Below are 16,145 nucleotides of genomic sequence, written 5' to 3' on the forward strand. Positions count from 1 at the left end.
TCCATTCCATCACGAGACCACCGACATGACCTACTCATCGAAACGTCGAACCCTGTTGCTGGCCGCCGCGACGGCGCCGCTCGTTCTCACCGCCACCGCGTGCGCGTCGCGGCAGGCCGCCGCGCCGGACGAGGCAAGCGCCGCAGCCGCGGCCGCGGCTGCGGCCGTGGCGCCTGCCGCCGCCGGGCAGATGCTGGCCGAGCTCGAAAGCAGCGTGGGCGGCCGCCTCGGCGTGTGCGCAATCGACACGGCGAGCGGCCGGGTCATCGAGCATCGCGCGGACGAACGCTTCCCGTTCTGCAGCACGTTCAAGGCGATGCTGAGTGCGGCGGTGCTTGCGCAGAGCGTCGAGCGGCCGGCGTTGCTGCAACAGCGCGTGACGTATACCCGCGCCGATCTCGTCAACTATTCGCCGGTGTCGGAGAAGCATGTCGGCGAGGGCATGACGGTCGCCGCGCTGTGCGAGGCCGCGATCCAGTACAGCGACAACTCGGCCGCGAACCTGCTGATGAAGCTGCTCGGCGGCCCGTCGGCGGTGACGGCCTACGCGCGCTCGATCGGCGACGACACGTTCAGGCTCGATCGATGGGAGACCGAACTGAATACCGCGCTGCCGGGCGACCTGCGCGACACGACGACGCCGGCCGCGATGGCCGCGAGCATGCGCGTGCTGATGGTCGGCGATGCGCTGCCGGCCGCGCAGCGTGCGCAGCTCGTTGCGTGGATGCGTGGCAACAAGGTGGGCGACAAGCGGCTCCGTGCGGGCGTGCCGGCCGGGTGGACGGTCGGTGACAAGACGGGCACCGGTGACTACGGGACGACCAACGACGCGGGTGTCGTGTGGTCGCCGTCGCGTGTGCCGATCGCGGTGGCCGTGTACTACACGCAGGCGCGTGCCGATGCGCGCTCGAAGGACGACGTGATCGCGTCGGTTGCGCGCATCGTGGTTCAGGCATTCGGTTGACGCGGGCGGTGCGGTGCGCGTGACGCGATGCGCAGGCGGGCCGTGCCGCAGTCGTGACCCGCGCGATCAAACGTTGTGCGATCAACGACTTAGGTCACGCATGCTCAGGATATCCACATGCTTGCCAACAAAAATTGTGGACAAGCCCACGCGCGGCCGCGCACGGCGTGGCGCGGGCCACCGTGCCGCATTTGAGGCGGCGCGGACAAAGCCTTTCGGATCAAGCGCTTGCCCGCGGTATGCGCAGGCTATCCACACGCTTGCCAACACAATCTGTGGACAAGCCGGTTCGCCTGCGCGGAAGGAGGCCCGTCACGTGGCGCGACGACGTGCGAGCGGCACTTTGCCGGCCGCGTGCCGCATTTGAGGCGGCGCGGACAAAGTCTTTCGGATCAAGCGCTTGGCCGCGGTATGCGCAGGCTATCCACATGCTTGCCAACACAATCTGTGGACAAGCCCGGCAGCCGAGCGGGCGACGGTCAGGGCTGCCGATCGTCGACCGTGGGCCAGCGCACGAACGCGAACACCCACAACATGACGAAGTTCAGGATCGGGACGAACATCGTCAGGATCCACCAGCCCGAATGCCCGGTGCGCCGGACGATGCGGACGTACGGATAAACGACGACGGCGACGAGCACGAGTGAGACGACCAGCTGCCACGCGGTGAAGTGTTCCATGGCCTTCCTCGGAGTGAAGTGTCGGGCGGAACGGCCGGCCCGTCGAACCGTCGCGCGAAGCTGGCGATGCACGGCCGCGTGCGGCTCGCGTGATCTTGACGCGTGGCGGGCGCGAGCGTCAAGGCGAGGGCGGTGCACGGTGGCGGCGCGTCGGTCGCGCGGGGCGTGCGCATTCACGCATGTCCGGGCCACACGCTGCCGCAACCGTGACGCGGCGCATGAACCGTAAGCCGATCAACGGGTTAGCGCACGCGTGCGCAGGATATCCACAAGCTTGCCAACAAAATCTGTGGGTAAGTGGCGCAGCGCATGGCCGGCACGTGTGCGCCGGCTGCGACGTGCATCGTCGTGGCGTCGTGATGCGAAGTGCGGCGAAGCGGTGGACGCGGTGGCCGCCACCGGAGCCGCGTCTGCATCACGCGTGCCAAAGTCCATCGGATCAAGGGTTTAGCGTTGCGGTGCGCAGGATATCCACAAGCTTGCCAACATTTTCTGTGGAGAAGTCGGGGTGCGCGCGGGACACCCGGGACACCCGCGAATGCCACGTGTTGCCGCGATGCGTGCGGGCGCTCACGCAGTGCAGATGCCGGCCGCGCCGACTTTCTGGAACAGGCGCGGGCTCGCGACGGCGGACGGCGGACAGGCCGACTGCCTTGGCCACGAACCCGGGATGCGTGAAGGCCGCGCGAAACGCTGCGATCGATTCGCGGATCGCGCAGTACGGCCGGCTCCATTACATGGGCGAACACGTCGGCGCCTCATCCATCCGGCGGTACCGTCGTCGTGCACGAAGAGGGCCGAACCCGACCCAAGCCGGACGGCTGTCAGAAAGGCCTTCTATATTGTTACGGGTCGAAGCGCGCAAGCATCCTCGAAATCTCGACCGGCCTGCGAGTCGAACGGATCGTCGTCGAGAAATGAGACGAAGGAGGGGCGGCGCATGACGCGCGGTCGAGGCTACGGTGGCGGCGTGGACGTGCCTGTTCACGACCGCATGGCGCATTTGCCGCGCAGCTCCGACAAACCCTTTCCGATCAATGGCTTGGTGTCGTTAATGGACGGTTGCCCACACGCTTGCCAACACAATCTGTGGAAAAGCCGCACGCGGCGTGGCGTCAGGCCGGCAGCGGAAAGCGCACCGTGACGGTCAGCCCGCGCCCGCCGCGTGTCGTGCCGAGTGCGACCGTCGCGCGATGCTGTTCGGCGATCCGCTTGACGATCGACAGCCCGAGCCCGCTGCCCGACGACGTGACGGCCTGCGCGCCCTCGCCGCGATAGAAACGCTCCCACACGTCGGTGCGTTCGGCTTCCGGGATCCCGGGGCCGTCGTCGGCGACTTCGAGCACGGGCGTCGAGCCGTCGAGCCGCGCGGACACGTCGACACGCGCGCCGTCGCCCGCATAGCGGATCGCGTTGTCGACGAGGTTGTTCAGCAGCACGCGCAGCGTGTCGGCATTACCCGACGTCATCACGGGCGTCGACACGATCGCGCCGAGATCGATCCGGTGCGCGTCGGCGACGCGCGTGCGGTCCGATACCACCGACCGGCACAGCGCGGCGAGATCGACGGGCGCCGACGCGGAGGCGGCCGCCTGCGCATCGGGTTCGAGGCGCGCGAGCGTCAGCAGCTGTTCGGCGAGGTGGCCGAGCCGCGTCGTGCCGGCATGGATCTGCGCGAGGATGTGCTCGCGTTCCTCGGCGGTCGACGCGCGCCGCAGCAACTGCGACTGGATCGACAACCCCATGATCGGCGTGCGCAATTCGTGCGCGGCATCGGCGATGAAGTGCCGTTGCAGCGTGAACGAGCGGTCCAGGCGCGCGAGCAGGTCGTTGATCGCTTCGGCGAGCGGGCGGACTTCGTTCGGCATCGCGCCGACGTCGACCGGCTCGAGATTGTTCGCATTCCTGCGTTTGAGGCCGGATGCGATCGTGCGCAGCGGCCGCAACCCCGCGCCGATGCCGAACCACAGGCCGATCGCGAGCAGCGGCAGCATCGAGAACACGGGCCACAGCAGGTGCACGGCGATGCCCGCGATCGCTTCCCAGCGCGCATGGCGTGCCTGCGCGAGCCGGATCGTCGTGCCGCCGCGTTCGGTCACGTAGGTGCGCCACGGCTGGCCGCCGACGTCGACGCTCGCAATGCCTTTCTGCTCGGGCGGCGGCAGGGTCGAATCGCGGTCGGTCGAATACACGAGCTTGCCGTTGCGCCAGACCTGCAGCAGCACGGCGTCGGGATCGCTCGCCTCGAAACCGTGCTTGCCGTTGGCGCGGTTGCTGAACGACAGCTCGCCGTTCGGGCCGACGACGATCTGCTTCGACATGCTGCGCATCTGGTCGTCGAGCAGGTCGTCGAGCTCGCGCAGCGCGCCCCAGTAGGTGCCGGCACTCGCGACGAGGCCGATCACGCACGCGGCCGGGAGCAGCCACGTCAGCAGGCGCCGCCGCAGCGACGCGTTGCGCCAGCGCGCGATCGCGTGTTGCATGCGCGTCATGCGCCGTCACCGATCCGGTAGCCGACGCCGCGCACCGTGCGGATCATGTCGTGGCCGAGCTTCTTGCGCAGGTTGTGGATGTGCACCTGCACGGCGTTGCTCTCGATTTCCTCGCCCCAGCTGTACAGCCGCTCCTCGAACTGCTCGCGCGAAATCACCGCGCCCGGGTCGCGCATCAGCTCGTGCAGCAGCACGAACTCCTTCGGCGACAGCGTGACTTCGTCGTCGCCGAGCCAGACGAGGTGCTTGACGGGGTCGAGCCGCAGCGGGCCGATCGCGAGGGTCGTCTGCGCGCGGCCCGCGTGGCGGCGGTTGACCGCGCGGATGCGGGCGAGCAGTTCGTCGAGTTCGAACGGCTTGACGAGATAGTCGTCCGCGCCGCTGTCGAGGCCCGCGATGCGGTCGGGCACGCCGTCGCGCGCGGTGATGATGATCGCGGGCAGGTTTTCGTCGCGGCGGCGCAGCGCGGCGAGCACCGACAGGCCGTCGCGGTTCGGCAGCCCGAGATCGAGCAGCAGCAGGCCGTAGCCGGTCGCGCGCAACGCGAGCGACGCGGCGTCGCCGTCCTTCACCCAGTCGACCGCGAAGCCTTCCTGTTTGAGGCCCTGTTCGAGCCCGCTGCCGATCAGCGGATCGTCCTCGACGAGCAGTACGCGCATGGATTCGTGTCTCTTCAACGGGGCGCCATGGCGCCCGGGGTTCCCATGATAAGCGCGCGGGCCTTAGCGGGAGCTTAAACACGGGCGCGCGGCCGGCTTGCGCGCGTGCCCGGTGCGGCACCGTGCCGCTGCGGCGCGACCTTCAGGTTTGCTTAATCTTACGGTCCGTAATCTGGCGCCGTCGCGTTCAACGGAGCGCGGCGTCACATCGAAGAAGAGGACCGAGATCATGAAACACCTGACGAGAATCCTGGCGGTTGCGCTCGCCGTGCTGCCCGCCGCCGTTTATGCGGAATATACCGGGCCGTCCACGCTGACCACGACGACCGTGAAGGAACTGCTCGCGAACGGCAAGGACGATCAGCACGTGCAGTTGCAGGGGCGCATCGTCAAGCATGTCGGCGGCGAGGATTACGAATTCGCCGATGCGACGGGCACGATCCGCGTCGAGATCGACCACAAGCTGTGGGCGGCCGGCCAGCCCGTCAGCGACCGGAACGAAGTGAAGGTGACCGGCGAATTCGAGCGCAAATGGTCGGGCAGCGTGAAGGTCGACGCCGATCACGTCGAAGTGCTGCGCTGACCGGTGCACCGGTGTATACGGGGCCGGTGATACCATGGACGACCGGTTCCCGCTCACACCAAGATGGCCGCCAATTTCGACGAACTCGCGTCCCGGATCCGGGCGCAATTTTCCGAGCTGAGCCCGCAATTCCAGGCGGGCGCGGCCTTCCTGCTCGATCATCCCGACGAAGTCGCCACGTCGTCGATGCGCAAGGTCGCACAGCGCGCGCAGGTGCAGCCCGCGTCGCTCGTGCGGCTCGCGCAGCAATTCGGCTTCCCCGGCTGGAACGAGCTGCGCGACCTGTGCGTCGCGCGCGTGCGCACGCGCCCCGAGCCGCTCACGCAGCGGGCGCGCTCGCTCGTGCGGCCCGATGCGAAGGCGTCGCTCGCGCACGACCTGCTCGCCGCGCAACAACACAACCTGTCGGCCACCGCCGCGCAGAACGAGCACGCGCTCGCCGATGCCGCGAAACTCATCCGCAAGGCGTCGCACGTGCATGTCGCGGGGTTTCGCTCGTGCTACCCGGTTGCATTCGGCTTCGTGTACGGCTACCGGCTGTTCCGCCCGACCGTGTCGCTGCTCAACGGCGTCGCCGGGTCGCTCGAAATGGAGCTGCGGACGATCGCGAAGCAGAGCGTGACCGTCGTCGTCAGCTTCGCGCCGTATTCGGCGGAGGCGACGCGCGTCGCGCAGGCCGCGAAGGCGCAGGGCAGCCGGATCGTCGCGATCACCGACAGCGCGGTGTCGCCGATCGCGCTGCACGCGGACGCACAACTGATCTTCACGCACGACAGCCCGTCGTTCTTCCCGTCGCTGGTGGCCGCGCACGCGATGGCCGAAGCGCTGGTCGCGCAGTTGCTGGCGCTCGAAGGCAGCGATGCGATCGCCGCGCTCGAGCGCACGGAAGCGGAGCTGCATGCGAAGGGCGCTTACGTCGTCTGACGCGGTGCGTGCGGGTTCAACCTTCTTCATTTCCGATTCAACCGGACTCGACCGATGACGTTCACATACGAGGTGACCGACGCGGGCGACGTGAACGTTCGCAAGCAGATCGTCGCGCCGCTCATCCGATTCAACGAAAGCCAGGCGGGCCCGAACGACTTCCGTGCGCTGGCCGTGGTCGTGACCGACGCCGAAGGCACGGTGGTCGGCGGCTTGTGGGGCAGCACGGCGTACGGCTGGCTGCATGTCGACCTGCTCGTGGTGCCCGAGGCCGCGCGCGGCCGGGGTGCGGGCACGCGCATCATGGATCTGGCCGAGGCGGAAGCCGTCGCGCGCGGATGCCACGGCGCGTGGCTCGACACGTTCGACTTCCAGGCGCGGCCGTTCTACGAGAAACGCGGCTATGTCCGCTTCGGCGAACTGCCGGATTATCCGGCTGGGCACACGCGCATTTTCCTGACGAAGCGGCTTGCGGGCTGAGCGTCGCCGCATGGAGCGGCCCGGTTGACGCGGTCGCCGGCCGTCGCCTAGGATAGCGGCCAGCGATGCAGGTCGCTTCCGGGTCCGCGGAAAGGGTTGAACCCACCTGTCGCAGCAAATCCAGTCTTCCTCCTGTCCTTTGTGCTGGCGGTATTGCGGACCTTCGGCCATGACTGCACGAGGATTCGCATGAAAAAGCTGCCTCCCGGGGCCAATCCCGATCATCTGAAAAAGCAGGCCAAGGCATTGTTGCGCCTGTACCGGCAGGGTGACGCCGACGCCGTCGCGCGCTTTGTCCGCTTTCTCCCTGCCGCCGCCAACCGCACGCACGACGAAGCGCTCGCGCTCGGGCTCCGGCTGCACGATGCGCAGTCGTGCATTGCGCGCGAGTACGGTTTCGCGTCATGGGCCGATCTCGGCGCGTTCGTCGAAACGCACGCGCTCGCCGGGCAACAGCGGTCGGCGTTGATCCGGCGCTGGCTCGACCTGGCGTACGGCGCCGACGTGACGGGCGGTTTCGATGCGGCCCGGCCACGTGTCGCCGCGCAACTGCTGCTCGACCGGCCCGATCTCGTTGCAAGCGATCCGACCGTCGCGTGCGCGTCCGGCGACCTCGATGCCGTGAAGGCGGCGCTGGCCGCCGATCCCGGATGGATCGCGCGCGCCGGCGGCGTGCTGAAGCTGCCGCCGCTGGTTGCCGTCACGCATTCGCGGCTCGGGCAGATTCCCGGGTTCGCCGTCCGGCTGCGCGCCTGCGCGCGTCATCTGCTCGATGCCGGCGCAGATCCGAACCAGCGGATCGGCAACCGGTTTCCGCCGGCGTCGCTCGCGGCGCCCGACGAAGCGGGGCCGCTGTCGGCGCTGTACGGTGCCGCGGGCGTCAATCGCGATCCGGTTCTGACCGCGATGCTGCTGGAAGCCGGCGCCGACCCGAACGACGGTGAATCGCTCTATCACTCGGTGGAAAATCCGGCCTGTACGCGCCTGCTGCTCGAACACGGCGCGCGGGTGGGCGGGACGAATGCGTTGCGTCGCGCATTCGACATGCGCGATGCGGACGCGCTCGAACTGCTGCTCGAACATGGCGGCGACCCGAACGAGCCGCCCGGCGAGGGGCTGGCGCAGACCTGGGGCGCACCGTTGTTGCGGGCGATCGGCGTGCGCTGCTCGGCGCGCCACGTCGCCGCGCTGCTGGCGGCCGGCGCCGATCCCCGCGCGCGTACCCCGGCGGGCGTCAGCGCGTACCGGCTGGCGATGCAGACCGGGCTGTCCGAGGTCGCCGCGTTGTTGCGTGCGGCGGGCGCGGAAGAGGCGCTCGACGCCGAGGACGCATTCGTGGCGGCCTGCGCGCGCGCCGACGCCGACGATGCGCGACGCATCCAGGCACGGCATCCCGAACTGCCGGGCGCGCTGCCCGGCGAGCGGCTGCGGCTGCTGCCGGATGCCGCCGCGTGGGGATCGGGCGACGCGGTGAAGGTCATGGTCGAACTGGGCTGGCCGATCGCGGCGCGGGGCGGCGACTGGGACGCGAGCGCGCTGAATCACGCGGTGTTTCGCGGCGATGCGGGCTTGCTGGCGTTCCTCCTCGAGCACGGTGCGAGCTGGCGTGACATGCACGGGTTCGGCAGCGACGCGCTCGGCACATTGTCCTGGGCATCCGTCAACGAACCGGAGCATGTCGGCGCAGCCGACTGGGAGGCTTGCGCGCGGGTGCTGCTCGCGCACGGTGTGCCGCAAGCCGCGCGGGACCCGTCGAATCCGGACGGCGTACTGATCGACGGTCGCGCGATGCGTTTCTCCGAAGCCGTCACCGACGTGTTGCTCGGCATCGACGGCGGGCCACCGGCGGCAAGGTAAGCGGCTATCGGTTGGCAACGGACGGGCGGCGGTGTCGGCCCGCTCGTTGCGGGTTGCGGGTTGCGGGTTGCCGATTGCCGACTCCCGACTCCCGACTCCCGACTCCCGACTCCCGACTCCCGGCTTCCGGCTTCCGGCTTCCGGCTTCCGGCGTGCAGTCGGCGCATCGGTTTTTTCCTGTCGCGCGACGACATTTCGGTGAACGCTGAAACGTCGCGTGCACGATCGGCGTAAGCTCGGCCGTCAACTTTCTCCTGGAGCCCGCGATGACCCGTTCCGATCTTCAAGCCCGCCAAGCCGAAGCCTTCCGCGCCCTGCATGCACGTGCCGGCGCCTTCATCATCCCGAACCCGTGGGACGCCGGCACCGCGCGCCTGCTCGCGATGGCCGGCTTCGAGGCGCTCGCGACCACGAGCGCCGGCTACGCCTTTTCGAAAGGCCGGCCCGACTATGCGATCGACCGCGACGAGATGCTCGATCACATCGCCGAGATCGCCGCCGCGGGCGGCCTGCCCGTGAGCGCCGACCTCGAGAACGGCTTCGGCGATGCGCCCGCCACGGTGGCCGAGACGATCCGGCTCGCGGCCGAGGCCGGCGCGGTCGGCGGGTCGATCGAGGATGCGACGGGCCGCGCCGACGCGCCGATCTATGCGCACGAAGCGGCGGTCGAGCGCATCGCGGCGGCCGTCGACGCGGCGCGTGCGCTGCCGTTTCCGTTCACGCTGACCGCGCGCTGCGAAAACTACCTGCACGGCCGCCACGACCTCGCCGACACGATCGCGCGGCTCGTCGCCTATCGCGACGCGGGCGCCGACGTGCTGTATGCGCCGGGCATCACCGATGCGGACGACATCGCGGCGGTGACGCGGGCGGTCGGCGCACCCGTGAACGTCGTGATGGGGCTGCAGGGCGGATTGCTGAGCGTCGACGCACTGGCGGCGCTCGGCGTGAAGCGCGTGAGTGTCGGCGGCGCACTGGCGCGGGCCGCGCTCGGCGCGTTCCTGCGCGCCGCGAAGGAGATGGCGCAGGACGGCACGTTTACGTTCACGCAAGCGGCCGTTCCCGGGCGCGATATCAACCGCTGGTTTGCGTCGCCGGATAATTCACCGGTTTTGTTCGGTGAATGAGTGTAAATAAATCGTGGGATCGTTCCCAATCGAAAAGTTGATTGATAATAATCAATCGATTTCACGTCAGAATTAAACGTCGGTGACGACGAAAAATACATCGTCTATTCTCCGCATTTCGCCCGTTCGACCGGGTCCGGCGCGCAAGCCGCGCCGGATCGGGCGGTCGGGCATCCGCCGGGCGCGTCGATGGCGCGCATTGTTGCATTTTCCCGATCATGACATTTTTGAAAAGGGGAGTTGCCGGCCGGTTTTTTGATTGATAATCTGCGGCACGTTCGAATGAACAGTTGGTGGGCTGCCGGGAATATCGATATATAAAAATGCTGAGAGAGCGATGACGATCCGAGAAAATCAACGCGTCAGGTTTCGCGTCGGCGATGTCGTGACGCTGAAGACGGGCGGGCCGCGCATGACCGTGACCTATGCCGGGCCGGTCGTATTCGACGACGGCGACTGGCTGATCTGCCAGTGGTTCGACGAACACGGCGAATTCCGGCAGGAAATGTTCCCTCACGACACCGTGGTGCCGGAGCCGCGCGCGATTTCGGCCGGGCGTGTCCGCATGCACATGCAGTCGCATCGCTACCGCTCGGCTGCCTGACATTCACCTGACATCGCGAGGCGGCCGCACGCGGCGCCCGCGCCGCGACATTTCACGCCGGCCCGAAACATGCGGCGGTGCACTGCGTCGATACTGTCTGCATGAACCCGACCGATCCCATCGCAGCGGTTACGCACCGCGATCCCTATCCCTATTACGCGGCGCTCGTCGACGGGCCGCCGCTCGCGTTCGACGCCACGCTCGGCCTGTGGGTCGCGAGCCGCGCGGCCGCCGTGACGGCCGTGCTCGGCCATCCGGCCTGCCGCGTACGCCCGCTGGACGCGCCCGTGCCGCCCGCGTTGCGCGGCACGACAGCCGGGGCGCTGTTCGGCGAGTTGGTGCGCATGAACGACGGCGCGTTGCGGCACGACGTGCCGAAGCAGGCGCTGCGCGCGGCGTTCGCGCCGATCGACGCGGCTGCACTGCGCGACCGTGCCATGCAGCTCGCCGCGCGGCGCCTGCCGCCGCCGGGCGATGCCGGCGCGCTGAACACGTGGTGCATGACGGTGCCCGTCTGCGCGGTCGCGGATCTGCTGGGCTTCGACGAGACGCAGCTCGACGCGATCGCGGCGCAGGTGGTCGACTTCGTTGCGGCGCTGTCGCCGCTGTCCGATGCCGAGGCGCTGGCCCGCGCGAGCGACGCCGCGCGACAGTTGCTCGACCGGATGACGGTGCGCGTCGCGCAGACGCATGCGCACGACGGCACGCTCGTCGCCGCCGTGCAGCAGGCTGCCCGTGCGGCGGGCTGGCAGGCAAGCGGCGCGCTGGTCGCGAACCTCGTCGGGCTGCTGTCGCAGACGTGCGAGGCGACAGCAGCCTGGCTCGGCAATGCGCTGGTGGCGTGGAACGGGGGCGCGGAATCGGGCTTGGAAGCGGGCTTAGAAGCGGGCGCGGGCGCCGCGCGCGTCGTGCCGGACGATGCCGCGCTCGACGCGTTCGTTGCCGAAGTCGGGCGCTTCGATTCACCGGTGCAGAACACGCGCCGCTTCGTCGCATCGCGCACGACGATCGAAGGCGTGACCGTCGAAGCCGGCGACGCGATCCTCGTCGTGCTCGCCGCGGCGAACCGCGACCCGGCCGTGCATCGCGATCCGCACCGGCTGATGCCCGGCCGCGCGGCCGGGCCGAATTTCGGTTTCGGCACGGGGCCGCACGGCTGCCCGGGCGAGCGGATCGCACGGGCGGTGACAGCGGGGGCGTTCGGGGCGTGGCTGCGTGCGGGCGGCGGGCCGCGGCACGACGGGCTGGCGTGGCATTACCGCGCGTCGACCAACGTCAGGATGCCGAAGTTCGACGCGGCAGGGTGATCGGGAAAGAGGGACTTAACGGCAGCCTTGCTTTTCCGCCCATTGCTCCTGGGCGGCGACACGGCGCTGCACGCGCTCGACGAGACCGGTTGAAAAGGTCCGCATGCTGATGCCGCGACGCTTGGCGAGGATCGTCTGCGCGACATCGGTGCGCGGGTTCGGCTGGCAGGCCCAGTACAGCGTCATCAGCCAGCCGATGCCGGTCCACCCGAACAGCGCGTTGAACATCGCGACCGTCAGCTTGTCGTGCCGGCCACGCCGGTCGGCAATGACCGCCGGCAGAAAATAGATCGCGATCGCGGCCACCGAACCGGCCACTTGAATCAGGACTGCGTTCTGCATGTTGCTGCTCCATCCGAACTGCAATGGAGCCGATTGTCGCGCTTTTTTCGTTCGCGTGCAGGCCGCGCTCAGACAATTGATTGTTGCGGTTTTAATGATGATCAGCCGGCTTCGGTGTCCGCCGGCTGCATTTCGTTGCTCAGCGCGAAACCTTCGTCGCGCCAGCCCGTCACGCCGCCGATCATCAGCTTGACCGGCCGGCCGAGGTGCGCGAGCCGGATCGCCGCGCGCGCGGCGCCGTTGCAGTGCGGGCCCGCGCAGTAGACGACGAATAGCGTGCCGGCCGGATAGCCGGCGAGCTTGCTCTCGATGATCTTGCGGTGCGGCAGGTTGCGCGCGCCGGGCACGTGGCCGGCGGCGAACTGGTCGGGGCCGCGCACGTCAAGCAGCACGAAATCGGGCGCACCCGATGCGAGCGCGTCGTGCACGTCCCAGCAATCGGTCTCGAAGCGCAGCGACGCCTCGAAATGCGCGAGGGCGGCGGGGCTGTCGGCAGCGGGGACGTCGGTGACGTAGGACATGGTCGAGTTCTCCTGAAGGTTGAGCGGAACGCAGTGGAATGAAGGGCAGTATCGCGGTTCGGCGACCGTCGCGGCAGTGGCGCGATCGACAAGTTCCGGTAACATCGCGCCATGCACAATCATCTCGTCGTCGCGCTCGCCTACGATCGCCTCTGCACCTTCGAATTCGGCTGCGTGGTCGAACTGTTCGCGCTCGAACGCCCCGAGCTCGGGGTCGACTGGTATCGCTTCGCGGTCTGCGCGAGCGAGCCGGGGCCCGTGCGCGCGGCGGGCGGCATCACGGTCGCCGCGCCGTATCGTCTCGCGACGCTCGATCGCGCCGATACCATCGTGATTCCCGGCTGGCGCGATCCGGACGAACCGCCGCCGGAGCCGTTGCTGAAGAAACTGCGGGCCGCGCATCGCCGTGGCGCGCGGCTTTGCTCGATCTGCTCGGGCGTGTTCGTGCTGGCCGCGGCCGGCGTGCTCGACGGCCTCACGGTGACGACCCACTGGCGCTATGCGGAGAAACTGCAGGCGCGTTATCCCGCGCTGCGCGTGAATCCCGATGCGCTTTACGTCGACGAAGGGCAGGTCGTCACGTCGGCCGGATCGGCGGCGGGGCTCGACATGCTGCTGCATCTCGTGCGCCGCGATCACGGCGGCGCGATCGCGAACCGGGTCGCGCAGCGCCTCGTGCTGCCGCCGCATCGCGACGGCGGCCAGGCGCAGTTCGTGCCGCGCCCGGTCGCGCCGGGCGGTACCGACCGGCTCGCGAAGCTGATCGACTGGATGCGCGCGCACGCGGCCGAGCCGCACACGCTCGCGTCGCTCGCCGCGCAGGCCGCGATGAGCACGCGCACGCTGCAGCGGCAGTTCGCGGACGCGACGGGGATGTCGCCGCTCGCATGGCTGATCCGCGAACGCGTGAACGTGGCGAAGGACATGCTCGAAGCGCATCCCGCACTGTCGCTCGCGCAGGTGGCGGCGCGTGCGGGGTTCGGTTCAGAGGAGTCGCTGCGGCGGCATTTCCGGCGTGTCGCGGCGACGAGCCCGGCCGCGTACCGGCGCGGGATGGATCGCGGCGTAAGATCGCAGGACGCTTGAGCGCCGCGCTGTTGCGCGGTGGCTTTCGTACCCGGCGGCGCACCGCCTGACCGGGGCATTCCGGACGAAAGCGCAACAAACCAACAACATGACACTCAGAGAGAACCTCGGATTCGGCTTCATGCGCGACGACGCGCACGTCTATTGCCACGATGGCCCGCTGCGGGACCGCGCCGGCAACCTCATCGAAGGCATCGCGATCGACAGCTTCCGGCCGTTGTCCCGGTATCTGGCGACGGACGGCGTGCGTGCCTATGCGTGCACTTTCACGTGGTTGCGCTTCACCGTGCTCGACGTCGACGCCGCGACGTTTCGCCTGCTGGACGAGTCGCATGCCGTCGACGCGAACCATGTCTATTTTCAGAACCGGAAACTTGCCGGCGCGTCGCCTGCGCGCTTTCGGCTGCTGAGCGAATCATGGGGGCATGACGACCGTTACCTGTATCACTACGGCAAGCGCATGCGCGGCGCGGATCCCGCGACGCTGCGTCGGGTCGGCGCGTATCTGGTCGATGCACAGCGCGTCTGGTACGGCGGGCGGGCACTGGAAGGCGCCGATGCGGCGAGCTTTGTCAGCGCGGACGAAGTGGCGCAGGATCAGGCGACCGACCGCGCGCGTCCCTACCGTTACGGCCATGCGGATGATCCCGGCCCGCGCGAGCAATGGGAACGCAACTGGTCGCCGTTCTTCGCCGCGCGTCCCGAATTGCAGGGGTACTGGTGGCATGCGCTGATCGGGCAGCCCGTGGCGGACGTATCGACGCGGGAACTCGGCGGCGGATACCGGGTGGTCGGCGATCAGGTGTACCTGCACGACCTGCCGCTGCTCGAACCGGACGCGGGGACGGTCCGATGGCTCGGCGATTCATTCATCGCGGACCGCTCGCGGCTCTATTCGTATTCGGAGTACCACAAGGGCTTTCTTCGCGGAGGGCCGCTTCCGGGCGATCCTGTGCAGTGGCGGCATCTTGGCGGGCCGTGGTATCAGGCCGGCGATCATTGCTATCGGCAGCAATGGCGCGGCCATGCGGAGGCCGCGAAGGTCGACGGCAAGACGTTCGAGATCCTGAACGATACCTATGCGAAGGATCGCAATGGCGTGCTGTGCATGCTGGTACGCAAGCGCGGCATCGATCCCGCACGAATCGAAGTCGTCGGCGACGACCATCTGCGGGAGGGAGACCGGCTGTTCTATTTCGGCAAGGAAGTGAAGGCCAGGTTCGACGCCCCGACGGCCGAACCGGTCGGTCACGGCTTTCTGCGCGACGGGCAGGGGCGATTGCTGCACTACAACCAGCCGTATCGGCGCGGCGTCGACGGAGCGACGCTCACGTTCCTGTCCGAGTATTTCGCACGGGACCGCACGCGGGCCTACGTCTATTGCAACGGCGCCGAACTCGTGCCGCTGCCCGGCGTCGATCCGGCCGCCTTTCATCTGGAGCAACCCGATATCGGCACGGACGGCAGTCGTCGCTACGTGTATCAGGCATGGCTGGCTGCGTGGCGCGCGCGTGACTGGTCACCGATGCCCGACTACGTGCCGCCGGACTACGTGGCGCCCGAAGCGGGAGCACGGGCCGATGCCGGACCGGCGCCCGAATCGGTGTCGGCGAACGGGTTCCGGCACGCGTCGCCCGCCGGGCCGGACGCCGCCCGCCGGGCGTGCGTGATCGAATGGGCGCGCGACGAGACGGGCGAACCGCGACTCGTCGTGGCCGGCGACGGATTCTGCGACATCTGGGATCTGGCGCAGCGGCAAGTGGTCGCGTCGTTTGCGCTGCCTCGTCCGTTCGTGCCCGACGAGACGGACGCGACGGCCATGGACCGACTGCGCAATGTGCCGGTGAGCGCGTCGGCCGATGCGTCGTTGTCGACGCTGATTGTCGCGTACTGGGACAACACGGCACTTTACCGGGTCGATGCCGCGAGCGGTACAGCGGACGCGTGCTGGCGGGCGGACAGCCGTTATGACGATCCGGAACGGGTTCATCTGTCGCCCGACGCGCGCGAAGCGTGGGTGCGCATCCGCAACCGGCTCTATCGCGTGCCGCTCGCCGGCGACGGCACGCTCGACGTGCTCGATTACGATCTGGCCGACCAGCGTTTCCAGGACGCTCCGTTCGCGGTGAGCGCCAGCCGGCATCGCCGCGCATTCGCGCGGGACGCGGCGCTGACGGTGCGCACGGATGGCGCGACCGATTGCGACATACCCGGCGCGGACAACGGCTTTCCATGCGCGTTTTCGGACGACGGCACGCGCGTGCTGGCGCGCGACGCGAAATTCGTGTTGCGTGAGTTCGACGTCGACAGCGGCAAGCGCCTCGCGTTGCATCGTGGCGGCTGGTGCGAGCGCAAGTGGTTCAAGAGCCAGGCCGGCTGGATCGGCGGGCGCCCCGTGTTCGTCGGCCTGCCGATGGGCGGGCAGGGCGAGGTCGACATCTGGGATGTGCTCGACAACCGGCTGCTGTTCCGCATCGAGGCCGCCGCACGCGTGCCCGAGGCGGACGCGGGCTGACGCC

General features: G+C 68.7%; 15 protein-coding genes. 10 read left to right on the plus strand and 5 right to left on the minus strand.

From position 1 onward, the window contains the following. Window positions 1-25: 25 nt before the first annotated feature. A complete protein-coding gene (blaPEN-bcc, locus tag E9536_RS18945; RefSeq protein WP_134256481.1) occupies window positions 26-964 on the plus strand; it encodes a PEN family class A beta-lactamase, Bcc-type in 939 nt (312 codons plus the stop codon). 479 nt (window positions 965-1,443) lie between these two features. On the opposite strand, the gene E9536_RS18950 is transcribed toward blaPEN-bcc, so the two are convergent. From E9536_RS18950 to E9536_RS18965, 3 genes are all read right to left on the minus strand, one after another. After that, complete coding sequence (locus E9536_RS18950) at window positions 1,444-1,644, minus strand: membrane protein (protein WP_027789587.1); 201 nt, start codon at window positions 1,642-1,644, stop codon at window positions 1,444-1,446. A gap of 1,115 nt (window positions 1,645-2,759) precedes the next feature. Further along, window positions 2,760-4,136, minus strand: a complete 1,377-nt coding sequence (locus E9536_RS18960) for an ATP-binding protein (RefSeq protein ID WP_060349929.1) — start codon at window positions 4,134-4,136, stop codon at window positions 2,760-2,762. Beyond that, complete coding sequence (locus E9536_RS18965) at window positions 4,133-4,795, minus strand: response regulator (protein WP_021159887.1); 663 nt, start codon at window positions 4,793-4,795, stop codon at window positions 4,133-4,135. The genes E9536_RS18960 and E9536_RS18965 overlap by 4 nt, the downstream gene beginning before the upstream one ends. Before the next feature lie 229 nt (window positions 4,796-5,024). On the opposite strand from E9536_RS18965, the gene E9536_RS18970 reads away from it, so the two are divergent. From E9536_RS18970 to E9536_RS19000, 7 genes are all read left to right on the plus strand, one after another. Further along, entirely contained in the window at window positions 5,025-5,378 is a 354-nt protein-coding gene (locus tag E9536_RS18970; protein ID WP_021159886.1) for a NirD/YgiW/YdeI family stress tolerance protein, read from the plus strand. Window positions 5,379-5,441: 63 nt separating this feature from the next. After that, entirely contained in the window at window positions 5,442-6,302 is an 861-nt protein-coding gene (locus E9536_RS18975) for a MurR/RpiR family transcriptional regulator (RefSeq protein ID WP_011354378.1), read from the plus strand. A gap of 54 nt (window positions 6,303-6,356) precedes the next feature. Next, window positions 6,357-6,782 (plus strand): GNAT family N-acetyltransferase, encoded by a 426-nt coding sequence (locus tag E9536_RS18980; protein WP_136470389.1) that lies wholly within the window; start codon window positions 6,357-6,359, stop codon window positions 6,780-6,782. 189 nt (window positions 6,783-6,971) lie between these two features. Next, window positions 6,972-8,639: an ankyrin repeat domain-containing protein gene (locus E9536_RS18985; RefSeq protein WP_136470390.1), complete on the plus strand. Its 1,668-nt coding sequence runs from the start codon at window positions 6,972-6,974 to the stop codon at window positions 8,637-8,639. Window positions 8,640-8,905: 266 nt separating this feature from the next. Further along, a complete protein-coding gene (locus E9536_RS18990) occupies window positions 8,906-9,766 on the plus strand; it encodes an isocitrate lyase/phosphoenolpyruvate mutase family protein (RefSeq protein ID WP_060086238.1) in 861 nt (286 codons plus the stop codon). Window positions 9,767-10,103: 337 nt separating this feature from the next. After that, window positions 10,104-10,370: a YodC family protein gene (locus tag E9536_RS18995; protein WP_136470391.1), complete on the plus strand. Its 267-nt coding sequence runs from the start codon at window positions 10,104-10,106 to the stop codon at window positions 10,368-10,370. 101 nt (window positions 10,371-10,471) lie between these two features. Next, entirely contained in the window at window positions 10,472-11,677 is a 1,206-nt protein-coding gene (locus E9536_RS19000; RefSeq protein ID WP_136470392.1) for a cytochrome P450, read from the plus strand. A 15-nt stretch (window positions 11,678-11,692) separates the two neighbouring features. On the opposite strand, the gene E9536_RS19005 is transcribed toward E9536_RS19000, so the two are convergent. Beyond that, window positions 11,693-12,019, minus strand: coding sequence for a superinfection immunity protein (locus E9536_RS19005; RefSeq protein ID WP_011354384.1), 327 nt, complete (start codon window positions 12,017-12,019; stop codon window positions 11,693-11,695). 101 nt (window positions 12,020-12,120) lie between these two features. Beyond that, window positions 12,121-12,540 (minus strand): rhodanese-like domain-containing protein, encoded by a 420-nt coding sequence (locus E9536_RS19010; RefSeq protein WP_027789580.1) that lies wholly within the window; start codon window positions 12,538-12,540, stop codon window positions 12,121-12,123. Window positions 12,541-12,651: 111 nt separating this feature from the next. Between E9536_RS19010 and ftrA the strand changes: the two genes are divergently transcribed. Then, on the plus strand, window positions 12,652-13,626 hold the full coding sequence (ftrA, locus tag E9536_RS19015) for a transcriptional regulator FtrA (RefSeq protein WP_059488315.1): 975 nt from the start codon (window positions 12,652-12,654) through the stop codon (window positions 13,624-13,626). Window positions 13,627-13,714: 88 nt separating this feature from the next. Next, on the plus strand, window positions 13,715-16,141 hold the full coding sequence (locus E9536_RS19020) for a DKNYY domain-containing protein (protein WP_136470393.1): 2,427 nt from the start codon (window positions 13,715-13,717) through the stop codon (window positions 16,139-16,141). Window positions 16,142-16,145: the final 4 nt, after the last annotated feature.

The sequence above is a fragment of the Burkholderia sp. LS-044 genome (assembly GCF_004803625.1).
Lineage (GTDB): Bacteria > Pseudomonadota > Gammaproteobacteria > Burkholderiales > Burkholderiaceae > Burkholderia > Burkholderia cepacia.